Origin of the sequence: Bradyrhizobium xenonodulans, assembly GCF_027594865.1 — a bacterium.
GTDB lineage: Bacteria > Pseudomonadota > Alphaproteobacteria > Rhizobiales > Xanthobacteraceae > Bradyrhizobium > Bradyrhizobium xenonodulans.
In genome coordinates, this window is the sequence record NZ_CP089391.1 from 6,493,485 (window position 1) to 6,509,385 (window position 15,901).

Annotated in this window: 18 protein-coding genes; 5 read left to right on the top strand and 13 right to left on the bottom strand. The window is 64.4% G+C overall.

Annotation, left to right across the window (positions count from 1 at the left end):
• The first annotated feature begins 113 nt into the window (after nucleotides 1-113).
• Complete coding sequence (locus I3J27_RS30860; RefSeq protein ID WP_270172921.1) at nucleotides 114-572, top strand: nucleoside deaminase; 459 nt, start codon at nucleotides 114-116, stop codon at nucleotides 570-572.
• Here I3J27_RS30860 and I3J27_RS30865 read toward each other — a convergent pair.
• The gene (locus I3J27_RS30865; RefSeq protein ID WP_270162632.1) at nucleotides 569-1,474 is read right to left on the bottom strand and encodes an alpha/beta fold hydrolase; all 906 of its coding nucleotides are present in this window, start codon (nucleotides 1,472-1,474) and stop codon (nucleotides 569-571) included. The two genes, I3J27_RS30860 and I3J27_RS30865, sit on opposite strands and share 4 nt — an antisense overlap.
• Before the next feature lie 148 nt (nucleotides 1,475-1,622).
• Complete coding sequence (purD, locus tag I3J27_RS30870) at nucleotides 1,623-2,906, bottom strand: phosphoribosylamine--glycine ligase (protein ID WP_270162633.1); 1,284 nt, start codon at nucleotides 2,904-2,906, stop codon at nucleotides 1,623-1,625.
• Between the two features lie 541 nt (nucleotides 2,907-3,447).
• Here purD and I3J27_RS30875 point away from each other — a divergent pair.
• The gene (locus I3J27_RS30875) at nucleotides 3,448-4,173 is read left to right on the top strand and encodes an AbiV family abortive infection protein (protein ID WP_270162634.1); all 726 of its coding nucleotides are present in this window, start codon (nucleotides 3,448-3,450) and stop codon (nucleotides 4,171-4,173) included.
• A 238-nt stretch (nucleotides 4,174-4,411) separates the two neighbouring features.
• On the opposite strand, the gene I3J27_RS30880 is transcribed toward I3J27_RS30875, so the two are convergent.
• The 3 genes from I3J27_RS30880 to I3J27_RS30890 form a co-directional block, all read right to left on the bottom strand.
• Complete coding sequence (locus I3J27_RS30880; protein WP_270162635.1) at nucleotides 4,412-4,711, bottom strand: winged helix-turn-helix domain-containing protein; 300 nt, start codon at nucleotides 4,709-4,711, stop codon at nucleotides 4,412-4,414.
• A 3-nt stretch (nucleotides 4,712-4,714) separates the two neighbouring features.
• The gene (locus tag I3J27_RS30885) at nucleotides 4,715-5,269 is read right to left on the bottom strand and encodes a hypothetical protein (protein ID WP_270162636.1); all 555 of its coding nucleotides are present in this window, start codon (nucleotides 5,267-5,269) and stop codon (nucleotides 4,715-4,717) included.
• A gap of 629 nt (nucleotides 5,270-5,898) precedes the next feature.
• A complete protein-coding gene (locus I3J27_RS30890; protein WP_270162637.1) occupies nucleotides 5,899-6,909 on the bottom strand; it encodes an alpha/beta hydrolase in 1,011 nt (336 codons plus the stop codon).
• A 138-nt stretch (nucleotides 6,910-7,047) separates the two neighbouring features.
• Between I3J27_RS30890 and xseA the strand changes: the two genes are divergently transcribed.
• Nucleotides 7,048-8,670 carry an exodeoxyribonuclease VII large subunit gene (gene xseA, locus I3J27_RS30895; protein ID WP_270172922.1) on the top strand — a complete coding sequence of 541 codons (1,623 nt, stop codon included), beginning with the start codon at nucleotides 7,048-7,050 and terminating at the stop codon, nucleotides 8,668-8,670.
• Nucleotides 8,671-8,964: 294 nt separating this feature from the next.
• On the opposite strand, the gene I3J27_RS30900 is transcribed toward xseA, so the two are convergent.
• Together I3J27_RS30900 and I3J27_RS30905 are read right to left on the bottom strand one after the other, a co-directional pair.
• A complete protein-coding gene (locus I3J27_RS30900) occupies nucleotides 8,965-9,114 on the bottom strand; it encodes a hypothetical protein (RefSeq protein ID WP_270162638.1) in 150 nt (49 codons plus the stop codon).
• Nucleotides 9,115-9,375: 261 nt separating this feature from the next.
• Nucleotides 9,376-10,200 carry a dienelactone hydrolase family protein gene (locus I3J27_RS30905; RefSeq protein ID WP_270162639.1) on the bottom strand — a complete coding sequence of 275 codons (825 nt, stop codon included), beginning with the start codon at nucleotides 10,198-10,200 and terminating at the stop codon, nucleotides 9,376-9,378.
• A 176-nt stretch (nucleotides 10,201-10,376) separates the two neighbouring features.
• On the opposite strand from I3J27_RS30905, the gene I3J27_RS30910 reads away from it, so the two are divergent.
• Nucleotides 10,377-10,604: a DUF2093 domain-containing protein gene (locus I3J27_RS30910; RefSeq protein ID WP_270162640.1), complete on the top strand. Its 228-nt coding sequence runs from the start codon at nucleotides 10,377-10,379 to the stop codon at nucleotides 10,602-10,604.
• A gap of 121 nt (nucleotides 10,605-10,725) precedes the next feature.
• Here the strand turns inward: I3J27_RS30910 and I3J27_RS30915 are convergent, their stop codons facing one another.
• On the bottom strand, nucleotides 10,726-11,028 hold the full coding sequence (locus tag I3J27_RS30915; protein ID WP_270162641.1) for a hypothetical protein: 303 nt from the start codon (nucleotides 11,026-11,028) through the stop codon (nucleotides 10,726-10,728).
• A 509-nt stretch (nucleotides 11,029-11,537) separates the two neighbouring features.
• Here I3J27_RS30915 and I3J27_RS30920 point away from each other — a divergent pair.
• On the top strand, nucleotides 11,538-11,741 hold the full coding sequence (locus tag I3J27_RS30920; RefSeq protein WP_270162642.1) for a hypothetical protein: 204 nt from the start codon (nucleotides 11,538-11,540) through the stop codon (nucleotides 11,739-11,741).
• A 265-nt stretch (nucleotides 11,742-12,006) separates the two neighbouring features.
• On the opposite strand, the gene I3J27_RS30925 is transcribed toward I3J27_RS30920, so the two are convergent.
• From I3J27_RS30925 to I3J27_RS30945, 5 genes are all read right to left on the bottom strand, one after another.
• Nucleotides 12,007-12,342, bottom strand: coding sequence for a GYD domain-containing protein (locus I3J27_RS30925; RefSeq protein WP_270162643.1), 336 nt, complete (start codon nucleotides 12,340-12,342; stop codon nucleotides 12,007-12,009).
• Nucleotides 12,343-12,632: 290 nt separating this feature from the next.
• Nucleotides 12,633-13,649, bottom strand: a complete 1,017-nt coding sequence (lpxK, locus tag I3J27_RS30930; protein ID WP_270162644.1) for a tetraacyldisaccharide 4'-kinase — start codon at nucleotides 13,647-13,649, stop codon at nucleotides 12,633-12,635.
• Entirely contained in the window at nucleotides 13,642-14,976 is a 1,335-nt protein-coding gene (locus I3J27_RS30935; RefSeq protein WP_270162645.1) for a 3-deoxy-D-manno-octulosonic acid transferase, read from the bottom strand. The genes lpxK and I3J27_RS30935 overlap by 8 nt, the downstream gene beginning before the upstream one ends.
• Nucleotides 14,939-15,652, bottom strand: a complete 714-nt coding sequence (locus tag I3J27_RS30940; RefSeq protein ID WP_270162646.1) for a lysophospholipid acyltransferase family protein — start codon at nucleotides 15,650-15,652, stop codon at nucleotides 14,939-14,941. The genes I3J27_RS30935 and I3J27_RS30940 overlap by 38 nt, the downstream gene beginning before the upstream one ends.
• Complete coding sequence (locus I3J27_RS30945) at nucleotides 15,649-15,891, bottom strand: DUF4170 domain-containing protein (RefSeq protein ID WP_014491932.1); 243 nt, start codon at nucleotides 15,889-15,891, stop codon at nucleotides 15,649-15,651. Before I3J27_RS30945 ends, I3J27_RS30940 begins: the two co-directional genes overlap by 4 nt.
• Nucleotides 15,892-15,901: the final 10 nt, after the last annotated feature.

Here is a 15,901-nt window from a genome sequence, read left to right on the forward strand (position 1 = left end):
TCTCACTCAGGGGGTGGCCAGAAAGCATTGTGCGCGCTCATTCGGAGCCGCATGCTCAGGCGATATCGGTAAGCACTTCTGCTGAAGGCGCAGCTACTAGCAGGTTTCTTCGGATGATACGAGGCTTGAAAGCCCCCTCTTTCATGGATTTGGCGCTCAAAACGGCCGAAAATGCCGGAAAGGCGGGCGAAGTTCCGATCGGATGCGTGGTGGTCCGGGGTTACGAGGTCATCGCCACCGCGGCGAACCGGACGTTAACCGACTATGATCCGACCGCTCATGCCGAGATTGTCGCGCTGCGCGAGGCCGCGAAAAAGATCGGCAGCGAGCGCCTCGTCGACTGCGACCTCTACGTGACGCTGGAGCCCTGCACCATGTGTGCGGGCGCCATCTCCTTTGCAAGGGTCAGGCGGCTCTATTACGGCGCCGCCGATCCCAAGGGCGGCGCGGTCGAATCCGGCGTGCGGTTCTTTGCATCCCCGACCTGCCATCACGCGCCGGACGTCTATTCCGGGGTCGGCGAAAGCGAGTCCGCGCGCCTGCTCAAGGAATTCTTTCGCGAGCGCCGCTAGCCGCCTGCGAAGAACTCGCGCAGCGCCCTCGCGGTCACGTCCGGGTTCTCCTCGGTGAGGAAGTGCCCCGAATCCACCGGCATGCCGTCGACGTTGGTCGCCCATTGCTGCCAGATGTCGAGCGGCGTGGCGGCGGCCTGGGCGATGCCGGCGTTGCCCCAGAGGGCCAGCATGGGAATGGTGATCTTCTTGCCGGCTTCGAAATCGGCCTTGTCGAGGTCGTAGTCGAAATAGGCGCCGGCGCGATAGTCCTCGCACATCGCGTGCACGCGGGCGGGATCGCGGAACGGGGCGATGTAGTGCTCGAGCGCGCGCGGGTCGATAGCATCCAGCGTCTTCGACCTGGTCTGGCTCGCCATCTTGAAGCGCAGGAAGAACTCGCCGTTGCTCGCGACCAGCGTCTCCGGCAGCGGATAGGGCTGCGCCAGGAAGGTCCAGTGGTAGATCTTCAGCGCGTAGGCGCGGTTCATCCGCTCCCAGTAATTATAGGTCGGCAGGATATCGAGCACGGCGAGCTTCGACAGCCGGCCGGGATGGTCGAGCGCAAGGCGATAGGAGACGCGGCCGCCGCGGTCGTGGCCGGCGAGCGCGAAGTGCACGTGGCCGAGGCGCTCCATCATCTCGACCATCGCCTTCGCCATCGCGCGCTTGCTGTAGGGGATATGCAGCGCGTCGGTCTCGGGCATGTCCGACCAGCCATAGCCCGGCAGGTCGGCGATGATCAGCGTGAAATGGTCGGCGAGCTCAGGCGCGACGCGGTGCCACATCACGTTGGTCTCGGAGAAGCCGTGCAGCAGCAGCAGCGGCGGCCCGTTGCCGCCGACGCGGGCGAAGATACGGCCGAACGAGGTGTCGATCCATTCGGCGTCAAAGCCCGGATAGAGGTCGGCGAGATCGGACATCTTTTTGCATCCTTGTCAGTCCCGAGGCCGCCCCGACAAAACGTCGAAAACAACCCCATGCACAGTAGCTAAGTTCAAGATCCGTCTATGTTTTTTTGGAGTGCCGACGGGCGCGGCCGGTCCTGCGCGTCAGGCCGGAAAAAGCGTGTCAGGTCTTGGCCTTCTCGGCTTCCACCGCCTGCCAGCCGATGTCGCGGCGGCAGAAGCCTTCCGGCCAGCGGATCCGGTCGACGGCCTGATAGGCGCGGCTCTGCGCCTCCGTCACGGTCGCACCTAACGCGCAGACATTGAGCACGCGGCCGCCATTGGCGAGGATGGCGCCGTCCTTCGCAACCGTGCCGGCGTGGAAGATCTCGGCGGTCTCCACCTTCGCCGCGTCATCGAGCCCCTCGATGCGCGTGCCCTTCTGGTAGTCGCCGGGATAGCCCTTCGCCGCCATCACCACGGTGAGCGCGGATTCCGGATGCCAGCGCAGATCGAAATTCTTCAGCTGCCCGTCGCAGGCGGCGAGGAAGGCCGGCACGATGTCCGACATCATGCGCAGCATCAGCACCTGGCACTCGGGATCGCCGAAGCGGACGTTGAACTCGAACAGTTTCGGGCCCTGCGTCGTCAGCATGATGCCGGCATAGAGGATGCCGCGGAACGGGGTGCCGCGCTGCTTCATGCCTGATACCGTCGGCAGGATGATTTTTGCCATGATCGCGTCATGGATCGCGGGCGTCACCAGCGGCGTCGGCGAATAGGCGCCCATGCCGCCGGTGTTCGGGCCGACGTCGTGGTCGAACACGCGCTTGTGGTCCTGCGCGGAGGCCAGCGGAATCGCGGTCTCGCCGTCGCATAGCGCGAAGAAGCTGATCTCGCGGCCCGGCAGAAACTCCTCGATCACGACCTCGGCGCCGGCCTCGCCAAAGACGCCCTCGAACATCATGGCGATGGCGTCGTCAGCCTCGCGCACCGTCTTGGCAACCACCACACCCTTGCCGGCGGCCAGTCCGTCGGCCTTCACGACGATCGGCGCGCCCTGGCTGTGGACGTAATCGCTGGCGTCCTTGGCGTTGGTGAATCGCTCATAGGCGCCGGTCGGAATGCCGAATTCGGTGCACAGCGCCTTGGTAAAACCCTTGGAGCTTTCGAGCTGGGCGGGGATCTTGCTCGGCCCGAACGCCTTGATGCCGGCAGCCGCGAGGTCGTCGACGATGCCGGCCGCCAGCGGCGTCTCCGGCCCGACCACCACCAGCTCGACCGCGTTCTTTTTGCAGAAGTCGATCACCGCGGCATGGTCGGCAACGTCGAGCGCCACGCATTCCGCCTCCCGCGCGATGCCGGCATTGCCGGGCGCGCACCAGAATTTGGTCACCAGGGGAGAGGCTGCGATCTTCCACGCCAGGGCATGTTCGCGGCCGCCGGAACCGAGCAGGAGAATGTGCATCGAGGGCTCGAATGAGGGGTTTTGCTGGGGGCGGAGGTCGCACGAATCGGGAGGGGTCTCAAGGGGAAAGGCCCCACCCTCCCCGTCATTCCGGGGCGTGGCGAAGCCGCGGGCCCGGGACCAACCGGGCCTCGCCAAACGCAGAGCGGTGGGCAACGCTCCCAACGTTTCTGTGGGATCAGGGTGGACAAATCCAGAACGGGAACCCATTTTCTGCTACGGCGTGCTACATCGCTAAATACAACTGGGAGAGGACGGACCGTGGCAAAAGGATCAAATAGCAGGGGTGGCGGCGGAAACACTGGGCCGTCGAGAGTGCGCTTCGTGGTCGTCGAAGCCGAGATAAACAGCGATCACGACCTTACGAACATCAGGCGCGGCACCTCGTCGGAAATTACGGTGACAGTGCACTAAATTCCAAAGCCAAAGCATCAGTTGACTCCGTTTAGTGCACTGTCACCGTAATCCCGGAGACACTTGGCCGACTTGAGAGATTGGCACAAGATCGCATATTGCATGGAATAGGCACGAAGGCAGCATTATGAAAAAACCAGCTGGGAAAAAACGTATTCGAGCACCCATAGTCGCGGTTGAGCGTAGTGCTCATAGCGCTGTTTTAAGGAATGCGGTTCGACTGCTCGAAGATGCGCGCATTCTTCGTAAAGCGCGGCGATACCCATCTGCAACGGCATTAGCCGTTCTCAGCTTGGAGGAGGTAGGTAAGTTTCGAACCTTGGATGAAGATCTGCTGTTCTGGAGCTCCGAGATTCACAATAATTCCATTCAAGGGCGCAAGCATCTATATGCGCATAAGAGCAAGCAGAGAGCGGCCGCGGAAGCGCTGATCGATGGCATGGGTTTTGACGAGCTCCGAGACCTGGCTCGCGCTGCAGGCTTCAGGATCATTTTGTCAAAAAAGCGAGAAGGCGTTAGACCTGCGACTATTGATATTATCGGGTCAATAACCAAAAGCACTTTTGAGAAGAAGCTAGCGGGAAAGATTCGGAGAAGCAAACACCATGCGTTCGTGATCGATCTAGCGAAAGGCGAGTTTGACGTCATCAAGCAACGCTCCTTTTACGTTGACGAAGAAGCAAGCGGTGATCTGAGTGACCCCGCCGTCGTTGTAGACAGGTTGGCAGCAGATAGAACTATCAGCCTCGCAAGCGGAGCGATTTACACGACGCGAATGACTTGGCGTCATGCTCGCGCGTTACGAAAGTCCAAGCAATCGCTTGAAAGCGAGGGGGTAACATCGAGCCGTTGAGGGGTTTCTTTTGTTGGTCAAAAGGAAACGGCCTCATTCAGCTACGGTCAGAACCGGCTCAGTCTGGTCGTTCCGCTATACTCTCTCCCACAGGGGGAGAGTATAGAAGTGTGTCCCGGCGCAACGGCACAGGCTACATCTGCCAGCTACGGTCAGAACCGGCTCAGTCTGGTCGTTCCGCTATACTCTCTCCCACAGGGGGAGAGTATAGAAGTGTGTCCCGGCGCAACGGCACAGGCTACATCTGCTTCCCCGCAATGATCTCCTGCAACGTCGCCACATGCCGCGCAAAGGCGCCGCGGCCGGCAGCCGTGGCGGTTACCGTGGTCTGCGGCTTCTTGCCAACGAAGGCCTTCTCCACCGACACATAGCCCGCCTTCGCCAGCGTCTCGATATGCGCGCCGAGATTGCCGTCGGTGGCGCCGGTGAGTTTCTTCAGCCGCGCGAATTCCAGACCGGCCGACACCGGCAACGCGTTGAGCGCCGCCATGATCTTGAGCCGCAACGGCTGATGGATGATGTCGTCGAGTTCGGCCATTCGCTAGATCCGCCGCATCCAGAGGCCGCCGAGGATCAGGCCGCCGCCGTTGACGAAGGCCATCCAGAGCGGGAATGCCTCGCCGATATAGAAGAAGCCGAACAGCGTCAGCGCGGTGATGCCGAGACCGATCGCAATGAAGGCGGTGCCGAACCAGAGGCCGGCGAGTGTGTAGAACAGCATGAAATAGATCGGCCAGAACGTTCCCAACTGGCGCGGACCGAAATGACCGACCACGCTGGTCACGAAATAGCCGAACGCAAAGAACAGGGCGAAGATCAGGAACAGCCTGATGGCAACGCCGGTGCCGAAGGGGTGATCCGACGGACTGAACACGCGAAGTGCAACCAGGCCGCCGACGCCCAGAACGTCCGCCGCAACCCAGGCATAGACCGCGTAGATCGGCCAAAGCCAGGTCACGAGGTTGGCTGCGAACACCAGCACGCCCCACCAGACCGCTGCGAGGCTCGCGAGCTCATAGAGCTGCGAACGCTTCACGCGCTGGACGATGTCGTCGATATCGGCCAGCGCTGCGGAGGCTTCCTTGCTGTCGATCATGTCGTCCCTTTCTGTCCCTCGGCTATATCGTATGACGCTCGGTGACACCTGAGCGCGCGCCTCGTCCTTCGAGACGACCGCTTCGCGGTCTCCTCAGGATGAGGCTCAGTTGCAGGCTTGCCTTTGGATGAGGCTCAGCTGCACCAGGCCCCGTTGAAGCGGCTGCCGCAAACTCCGCCCTCATCCTGAGGGCCCGCCGCAGGCGGCCGTCTCGAAGGATGGCCGCGAGCTCGGTGACAGCTGAGCAAGCGCCTCGCCCTTCGAGACGACCGCTGCGCGGTCTCCTCAGGATGAGGCTCGGTGGCAGGTTTGCCTTTGGATGAGGCTCAGCTGCATCAGGCCCCGTTGAAGCGGCTGCCGCAAACTCCGCCCTCATCCTGAGGGCCCGCCGCGGGCGGGCGTCTCGAAGGATGGCCGCGAGCTCGGTGACAGCTGAGCAAGCGCCTCGTCCTTCGAGACGACCGCTTCCAGCGGTCTCCTCAGGATGAGGCTCAGCTGCACCAAGCCCCGTTGAAGCGGCTGCCGCAAACTCCGCCCTCATCCTGAGGGCCCGCCGCAGGCGGGCGTCTCGAAGGATGGCCGCGGGGAAACCGCTCCCATCTGCGATGGCCCGCCGTCAACGGGGCGCATCATGACTGCCCGCTCCCGCGCGTTGCGACGTCGTCGGCGATGACCGAGACCGCCTTCGGGCTCGTGACGATGCCCATGTGGTTGATGCCGTCGATGATCTTGACGTCGACCTGCGGCTTCACCGCCTGCACGGCCTCGGCATATTTGTCCGAGATCATCATCTCGTCATCAGTGCCGCCGAAGATCGTGATCGGACGTGTCGTCGCCGGCAGATCGATGCGATAGCCGCGCGTCGCGAAATTGCGCATCAGGCGATCGGAATAGGTGGAGACGAGGTATTTCGCCGAGGTCGGCGGCACGGCCAGGGCGAGCACCGGAAGCTGCGAACAGCAGTCGATGCCGAGCTTGCGCAGCGCGGCGAGAGCGAAGAGGCGCGGCAGGTCGGCGTTGGCCCAGCCGCCGGCTTTCGGCTTGTTGGTCGGCGCGTCATAGCCGAGATAGGGCGCGAGCAGCACGGTGCGCACGAACATGTCCTGCATGATCGGGGTCGCCGCGACGCGCAGCGAGAAGCCGGCGCCGGCGGAATGGCCGATCAGGGTGAGCGGCAGATCCGGCGCGCTCTTGCGGATTTGAGCGACGAAATCGACGAGGTCGTCCTCGAGCTGGCCGACATAGCCGATGTCGCCGCGCGTGCCGGAGCCGCCATGGCCGCGGATGTCGAGCGCCCAGGTCTCAACCCCGCGCGCGGCGATCGCATGGGTCAGCGCGTGGTTGACGGTGCCGCTCGAGCCGGAGGAGCCATGGATGAAGATCGCGCCCCGGCCGGTCGCGGGACTATTGGCTGCGTAGTGGCGATAGCCGATCCAGGTGCCGTCGCGGGCCTGGAAGCGCTCCAGCGGAGGCAGCGTCGACCAGTCGACCCCCTTGGCGGAGTCGGAGACCGACTGCATCTCGGGCGGCCGCTCCAGCGGCGTCGCGATCATCGCGGCCAGGATCAGCGCCACGGCGCCGACTGCACACAGGGCCCATTTAAGTCCGCTCAAAACGCCGCGCAGCAGCCGGATCGCCATGGCTCAATCTCCCTCAACTCATCAATCAATAGAGAACTCTATAATACAGAGTACTCTCTCGATCAACCCCGGGATTGGCGCTGGCTTGCGAAAATCCTTAACGTCGGGTCTGACCCCAAAATGCCGAATCGATTGCCGATGCCGCCTGCGGAACAACTTCACAACGCGCCCGAATTCACCGTTTCCGAGCTCTCCCAGTCCCTGAAGCGGACGGTGGAGGACACCTATGGCCATGTCCGGGTCCGCGGCGAGATCTCGGGCTTTCGCGGCGCCCATTCCTCCGGCCATTGCTATTTCGCGCTCAAGGACGAGAGCGCCAAGATCGAGGCGGTGATCTGGAAGGGCGTGCACGGCCGCATGCGCTTCAAGCCCCAGGAGGGGCTGGAGGTCATCGCCACCGGGAAGCTCACCACCTATCCGGGCTCCTCGAAATACCAGATCGTGATCGAGGCGCTGGAGCCGGCCGGCATCGGCGCGCTGATGGCGCTGATGGAGGAGCGCAAGAAGAAGCTCGCGGCCGAGGGCCTGTTCGACGAAGCGCGAAAACAGCTCTTGCCCTGGCTGCCGGAGGTGATCGGCGTCGTGACCTCGCCGACCGGCGCTGTGATCCGCGACATCCTGCATCGGCTGGAGGACCGCTTCCCCCGCCGCGTGCTGGTGTGGCCGGTGAAGGTGCAGGGCGAAGGCTCGGCCGAGCAGGTCGCGGCCGCAATCCGCGGCTTCAACGCGCTGCCTGAAGGCGGCAAGATTCCGCGGCCGGACGTGCTGATCGTCGCGCGCGGCGGCGGCTCGCTGGAGGATCTCTGGTCGTTCAACGAGGAGATCGTGGTGCGGGCGGCCAGCGAGAGCATGATCCCGCTGATCTCGGCGGTGGGGCACGAGACCGACATCACGCTGATCGATTTCGTCGCCGACAAGCGCGCGCCGACGCCGACCGCCGCGGCCGAGATGGCGGTGCCGGTGCGCAGCGATCTGTTCGTCGAGGTCGCCGATCTCGGTCGCCGCACCCGCGCCTATTGGCAGCGCGCCCAGGAAAGCCGCCGCAGCGAGCTGCGTGCCGCTGCGCGCGCACTGCCCGCCGCCGGCGATCTTTTGGCGATCCCGCGGCAGCGGCTGGATTCGGCGGGCGCTTCGCTACCCCGCTGCCTCAAGGCCAACACGCACGCGCATTTCCGCAGGTTCACCGCCGCGAGTGCAAAACTGACGCTGCGCGTGCTGCACGGCCAGATCGCGCAGGCCGATCACCGCCTCACCGTATGCGGCGAGCGGCTCGGCCTGTCCGCGCGCTCGCTGCTCCGGCGACGGCGCGACCGCTTCGCCGGGCTCGAGGTTCGCCTGCGCGCCTCAAAGCTCTCCAACGCGCAGGCGCAGCGCAACGCGATTGCCCGCCAGCGCGAGCGCACGCATCGGCTTGGCGAACGTGCACAACGCGCGCTTGTCACCTTGTTGCAGCGGCTCGATGCGCGCGTGGAGAACAGCGGCAAGCTGCTCTCGGCGCTGTCGTATCGTGGCGTGCTCGCACGCGGCTTTGCGCTGGTGCGCGATGAAGCGGGACATCCGCTGCATGCGGCGGATGCCATCGGCCCTGGTGCGCGCGTCGAGATCGAGTTTGCGGATGGCCGTGTGGGGGCGACCGCGGATGCCGATCGCGCAGCGCCGACGCCAAGGCGTGCACCGGCGCAGGCGAACCCGGCGGCGCAGGAAACAAAGCCTGCGCCGAAGCGTGTGGCCAAGCCGGTGGATCAGGGCAATTTGTTCTGAGGCGCGAGAGCCGCGCTTCACATCCGGCGTCATTCCCCGCCTTCTGCGCAACTGCGCACTGGAGCGGGGAATCCAATACGCCGCGGCTTCTCTGTCGATCACTGATGTCTCGGAGTACTGGATCGCCCGGTCAAGCCGGGCGATGACAGTGAGGGTGCGGAGTGCATATGCAGCCACAACCTCGTCATTGCGAGGAGCCCTTGCGACGAAGCAATCCAGAGTCCTTCCGCGGAAAGATTCTGGATTGCTTCGCTGCGCTCGCAATGACGGCCGTGGAGACAGCGTCGCCCCGCCCTACCGGCAGGACAATCCCGCGTCGATCGTGGTCCAGAAGCCGCAATGTTCCGGCGCAAGCATGGGCGCGCCGGCGTGGGCCTCGAACAGGAAGACCGCGACGGTGAAGACGATGAAGGCGGAGGCGAAGAGGGTGATGCGGTTGCGCATGTGGACTGCGTTTAATCGACATCGTGGTCGAACTAAGGCGGCATGGGCCTAGGTTGAATCAAGCGGCCCCCGGGCTCGGTGCATCTCTCCCGCTTGCGGGAGAGGTCGGCGCAACGCGCCGGGTGAGGGCTCTCTCCTCTTGGGGGTTCTCGATTGCGGAGATACCCTCTCCCCAACCCTCCCCCGCAAGCGGGGGAGGGAGCACACCTCTCTCGTTGCCGCATTCGAACCTAATCCCACCATGCGCTAAGCCGCTGACGGCTACCGCGCCAGCCACTCCGCGACGTCCTTCTGCGACTCCGCGCGCGCGGCCGCATCGGTGCCGAGATGGCCACGATCGGGCACGGCGGCATCGTTGCTGGCGCCCGCTGCGTGCAGCGGCGTGTTGGCGCGGTCGAAATCGTGATAGGCGCCGGGATAGACCACGATGCGCGTCAGCGCGCTGCGGCCGCGCGCACCATCGACCATCTGGCGGCAGGCCGGCGGCGACGACACGTCGTCATTGGCGCCGATCAGCACCAGCGTCGGCACCCGCGCGCTCCAGCCGAGGCCGGCGGAGATCCGGCAATCCGGATAGAACGCGATCGCGGCCCGGAAATCCGGACCCTGATCGCGCGCGGCACTCTGCGGGCGCACCGCCCAGAGCAGCGCGCTGGCGCCGTTGGCCCAGCCGATCAGGCTGACGCGGTCGCGCGCCACCCATTTCTGCTTCATCAGCCAGGCGCGGGATGCCGCGACATCGGCGACGCGCTCGCGCCGCGCCTTGACGTGCATCTCCTTGACGCGGCATTGCGGCCCGAGCTCGCGCGAGCCGTAGCTGTCAGGCAGCAATACGGCGTTGCCGGCCTTGAGCAGCCGCTCGGCCCAGTCGCGATAGCGCGGCAGCACGGAATCGGAACGGCCGCCGAGCCCGCCGCAGTCATGCAGCGCAATCACGGTCGGAAACGGCCCCTCGCCTTCGGGCTTGTAGAGCTGCGCATGCAGGATGCCGGACGACAGCGGGATGTCGACCTGCTGCGGCGCCGGCGCGGCATGCGCGGCCGACATCAGCAGCGTCAGGAACAGGGCGGTCAACGGAAGGCGCATCGGTCTCTGCCGCAGGATCCTTCGGCTCAGCACTATTACGCGGGAACGGCGCCAAAACATCACAAACCGGTGGGTTTACCGGGCGGACAAGCCGCCCTATCTATGCTACATCCCGTCCAACACATCGTGCCCTCCAGGGTTTCCCAGGGAGAGGCTTTCCACGGAGACTTTCGACCGTGCTGAACAAGTTCGGCCCTTCGGGCCATGGCGAAGCGCAGGTGCAATATCTCGACGGCGATTTCCGCGTGATCTCGCCGGGGACCTTCGTGCGCTGCGCGATCACCGACACGCGGATCCCGCTCGACGAGTTGAAGTACTGGAGCGTGGATTTGCAGGAAGCCTATGCCACGCCTGTCGCCGTGCTGCAGCGGCATTTCCCCGGCGCGCTGAAGCCGCAGCTGTGATCTTGTAGGGTGGGCAAAGGCGCAACGCGCCGTGCCCACCCTCTCGTCATGACAACGACGAAGAACGTGGGCACGCTCCGCTTTGCCCACCCTACGAGACCGAGTGCGTGGCACCGTTGTGCTATTGCTGATCGGTGCCATCACCGCCCACGCAGGTCTTGATGAAACTCTTCCTGGCCTCTCCGACGATCTTCTGATCGATCGCCTGCTTCAGGCAATCGAGCCGCGCCTGCGCCAGGCAGAGCTGCATCTGGTCGCGCTTGTCCTGCCCCTTCAGGCTTGCCGTCGTGGCAACACACGTCACGCGCTTGGTCGCGGGAACCGGCACCGTGGTGGGAGCAGCCGGCGGCGTCGACTGGGCAAGCACGGGCGCAACAATCAGACATACGAGGCTGGCGGCGGCGGCCGCGGAGGGCAATTTCATCGAACTCTCCTGATCGGTTCGGAACCGATAGACGTTCGGCGATGAATGTCGCGTGAATGGCAGGAGTCGCAAGCTGGCCACAGCGCAGCTGTCCTGCCGCCGTCGCAGGAGCGGTACAGCTTTCGCGGCGTGCAAGATGGAGACGATGTTCGCGCACCTGACTTTGCGAGTCTCACAGCCGAAAAAAATCCCGGTCGTGCCGATCCGCGTTGCATCGAAGAGTGCTTGCACTCCGTGGTTAGTCATTTCGCGCTGTGGTTGGATTCTTCGATGCGACTCGGCGCCCTTAAGTTGTTCGACGAAGTCTTGGTGAAACAGAACGCTGCTAAACTGCATGTTAGGTAATTAGCCCTGCTGTTTTTATCGCACAGACAATCAAGTCGACCAATCGGCCGTTGAGCATTGGAATTGGCGAAGTCTGTGAACGGGCTCATATCGAAGAGCCATCTGACGGGCTACGATCACCTCGAAATTCGCGGTGGAATATCTGTAAATCGAAAAGTCAAACGATGGGGGTGATCATGCCCACCATACTAGACATGCTCTATCGTGAATATTGCCGCGCCCGTCTCGCTGAAATGCGCAAACAGCTTCTGATCGCAGCTCACCGCCCCGAAGCTTTCAAAGCGGATCTTCATCCTGCAGATCAGAGTGACGACGATCGCACGGACGCACATCGCAAGACCGGCCGCAGCGTGCCCCGCGACCGGTGATCTCTCCCGCGTAGCATTGACCAAGCAATTGGCAACAGTTTGGGAGGCCGCAATGAATACACCCGAATGCTATACCGTCGTGGTGGCCTGCGTATCGTGCCTGACCATCATTGGAATGATGGCCGTTGGCGCGTGGTGAGCGACGCAGCACTCTGCCGCAACACATCGCCCGCCAACACCTCGGTCTGCAGACGTGATGCTTGCCGAGGGATGAGCGTTGCCGCCGCCTGGTCAAACGGCGGCGGCTTCGCTCTGGATCCGGATGTCAGCTTCCGGGCGGGGTATACGAAGAGCGCAGCTTCGCCGCGTTCTGGCGGACCTGCTTGATCTCGTCCTGCGTGAACAACCGGGTCAGCTTCACGTTCTGCAGGGTGCCCGCCGTGACGGTCAGGCCGGAAATCGCCGGAGCCGCGCCTGGGTCAGGCACATCGAAGATCACCAACACGCCGGGGCCATCGGCCGCAACGCTGTACATCGAAAGCAGCCTTCCGCCGGCCGCTTCGATGAGTTTTCGCGCCGCCTCCTGCCGATCGGTCGTGGGATTTTCCAAAATGGCATTGAGAGCGCGTGGTGTGTATTGTCCGGTGAGGCAAAAATGCATGGCATGCCCTCCTCTGGGCTTTTGGCAATGTCCTCCCCGCCGTGACGAACTGGTCGTTACGGCCGCCGCATTTGGAATGATGAAGGTACTGCCCGCCGTGGGCATAAACGCCGCCGATGATTTCCGGGAGTTCGGCACATCCCGGTGACGGCTCTTCTGCGAGGCTACATCAACTCCAGAACCTGCGGAAGTGAATTTCATCAGCCGCGATATGCACGGCACTGGGCGAACTATTTTTCCATCCTGCGCTCTTTGGACGACGGCGCAGTCGCCTTGCCTGCGCTACGAGATCATCGCCCGCTGAACCGCCGCTCGCGCGCCTTGTAGAGATGATCGCTGATCAATTGCCGGAGCGCGGCCGGATCGTCGAACTCGAGCTGGACGGCGAACGGCACGATACTATCGGGCACATCGTCGCGGCCGCGCAGGCGCGCAAGGTCCTTTTCCGTCGTCACCAGCGTGAGCTGCTCGCGCTGCGCCTCCGCTACAAGCGCGGCGATCTCGTCGTGCGAAAACATGTGATGATCGGCGAAGGGGCGCGTGCGCGCGACCTCGATTCCACTCGCCCGCAATGTCCTGAAGAAACGCTCGGGGTCGCCGATGCCGGCGAAGGCGAAAACCTTTTTGCCGATGAGCTGCGCGAGCGAGGCCGCGTCCGGCTTCAGCCGCGCGCGCAGCTCCGGCTTGTTGCGCGCGGCAAGCGCGGCCGCGACACCGTCCGCGGCATGACCCTCGCCGATCACCACCAGCGCGTCGGTGCGCGCGAGCTGCCCCTTCAGCGGCGAGCGCAGGGGCCCGGCGGGAAATACCTTGCCGTTGCCGAGGCCGCGCTCGCTGTCGATCACGATCAGCGAGGTGTCCTTCAGCAGGCGCGGGTTCTGGAACCCGTCGTCCATCAGGATCACGGTGGCACCTTGCGACTTGGCGAGCGCGACGCCTTCGAGGCGGTCGCGTGCGACCGTCACGGGGACATCGCGCACCATCATCAAGGGCTCGTCGCCGATGTCGGCAGCGGTGTGACGCATCCGGTCGACCATCACGGGGCCCTTCAGGCGTCCGCCATAGCCGCGGCTGAGCACCACCGGCGTCTCGCCGAGCTCGCGCAACAGCTTCGTCAGCGCCAGCACGGTCGGGGTCTTGCCGGCGCCGCCGACATGGTAGTTGCCGACGCAGATCACGGGGATGCCGGCGTCAAAACCCTTGCGCAGCATGCGCCGTTCGGTGATCGCGCCATAGAGCGCACCGAGCGGCCGTAATGCATGCGACTTGAAGGAGCGAGGCCGGTACCAGAAGGCCGGCTCACGCATTGGCGGCTCCCATCTCGATGGTGAGCTGCAACAGATAGGGCTCGAGCGCCGTCATGGTGCGATTGAGCGCACCGCCGAGCTCCTCGACCACGCCCGAGCCAGCGCGCTGCATCTTGTCGCGCACGGTGGGATCGGCCAGCAACTGGCCGAGCTGCTTGACCAGCACCTCCTGCGTGTCGGCCTGACGCGCGCCGCCGCTGCCATCGAGCGCCTCGTAGACGTCGGCGAAATTGAAGACGTGCGGGCCATGGACGATGGCGGCGCCGAGCTTGATCGCCTCGATCGGATTCTGGCCGCCATGGCGGATCAGCGATCCGCCCATGAACACAATCGGCGAGAGACGATAGAACAGGCCGAGCTCGCCCATGGTGTCGGCGACATAGACGTCGGTCGTGGCCGTCGGCAATTCCTCGCGCGAGCGCAGCGCCGGCTTCAGGCCCGACGCCGTGATCAGGCCCGCGATCGACGAGCCGCGATCCGGATGCCGCGGCACGATCACGGTGAGGAGCTGCGGGAAGAATCCGACGAGGCTGCGATGCGCGGCGATCAGCATCTCGTCCTCGCCCGGATGGGTCGAGGCCGCGACGATGATCGGACGCCCGCGCGTCATCGCCATCAGCCGTTCGAGCTTGGCGGGATCGGCCGGCGGCGCGGGAACGTCGAGCTTGAGATTGCCCGTGGTGAGAACATCGCGGCCACCGAGCGCAGAGAAGCGCTCCGCATCGGTCCTGGACTGCGCAAGACAAATATCGAAGCGCGACAGCAGCGCCGAGATGGTGCCGTACATCCGCCGCCAGCGCGGGAAGGAGCGCGGCGACATCCGCCCGTTGATCAGCACCATCGGCACCCGGCGCGCCGCGCCCGCGAGGATCAGGTTCGGCCACAGATCGGATTCGATGAACAGTGCCAGCGACGGCTTCCAGTGATCGAGGAAGCGCGCGACATAGCGCGGCGAGTCATACGGCACGTATTGATGGATCACGTCGGGCGGAAAACGCTTGGCCACCACGGCGGCGGACGTGACCGTGCCCGAGGTGAGCAGGATGCGCAGATTGAGATCGCGCAGGCGCTCGATCAGCGCGGCCGCGGCCAGCACCTCGCCGACACTGGCACCATGGATCCAGACCAGCGGACCGTGCGGCCGCACGTCCCGTGACAGGCCCCGCCGTTCGCCGACACGCGCGGGATCTTCCTTGCCCTGCTTCAGCCGCCGCTTGATCAGCGCGGGCGCCAGCGGCATCAGGCCGCTCGCCAGGCGCCGATACATCCGCAGCGTCATCGGCAGTGAATTAGCCATCCTGGGGCCCCGGGCGGCCGAGTTTCGCATAGGCGCGGCGGGTGGCCTCGTTCAAGGTCTCCTCCAGCTCCAGCCGCAGCGCCTCCATGGTGGCGGCGTCGGCGTCCGGCGGAACGTGGATTTCCTTGATACCGACCAATGCGCCCCGCCCGAACGGCAGGTTGATGGTGGTGCGGTCCCAGTTCTTGAGCCGGATAAAGCGGCTGGTCGCCATCGCGAAAGGCATGATCGGCCGCCCCGATTCCCGTGCCAGCATGATGATGCCGAGCCCGGCCACGCGCGAGCGCTTGGGAACATCGGCGGTCAGCGCGACATTACAACCGTCCTGGAGCGTGTGCACCATTTCCCTGAACGCCCCCACCCCGCCCTTGCGGTGGAAGGCGCCGCCATGGTCACCGGAACCGCGGATGAGGCCGATGCCGAGCCGCTCGACGGCGATCGCGTTGAACTCGCCGTCGCGATGCCGCGAGATCAGGACCTTGGCCCGGTAGGAGTCCTTGTTCTTGATGAACGGCGTCAGGAAATGCTGGCCATGCCAGAAGGCGAAGATCGCCGGAATCTGCGGCTCGACGATGTCGTAGACATCGGGCGGATCGAACGTGAATGTGTTGGTCCGCCACACCAGGCGCAGATATTCGGCCGCCAGGAACCCGACGGCACGCTGAACGAAGCTGCTTCGCAGCGTATTGCGAAGCAGTTTTTTCAACGCGCCGGTTCTTGATTCGGGTCGAGCAGCCGGTGGAGGTGGACGATGAAGTAGCGCATCTGGGCGTTGTCGACCGTGCTCTGCGCCTTGGCGCGCCAGGCGACGTGAGCGGACGCGTAGTTCGGATAGAGGCCGACGATCTCGACGTCGTCGAGGTTCTTGAAGGTGTTGTGCTCGAGATCGAGTAGCTCGCCACCAATCACTAGATGAAGCAGTTGTTGCGGGGCACTATCTGGCATGGGTTCTGTT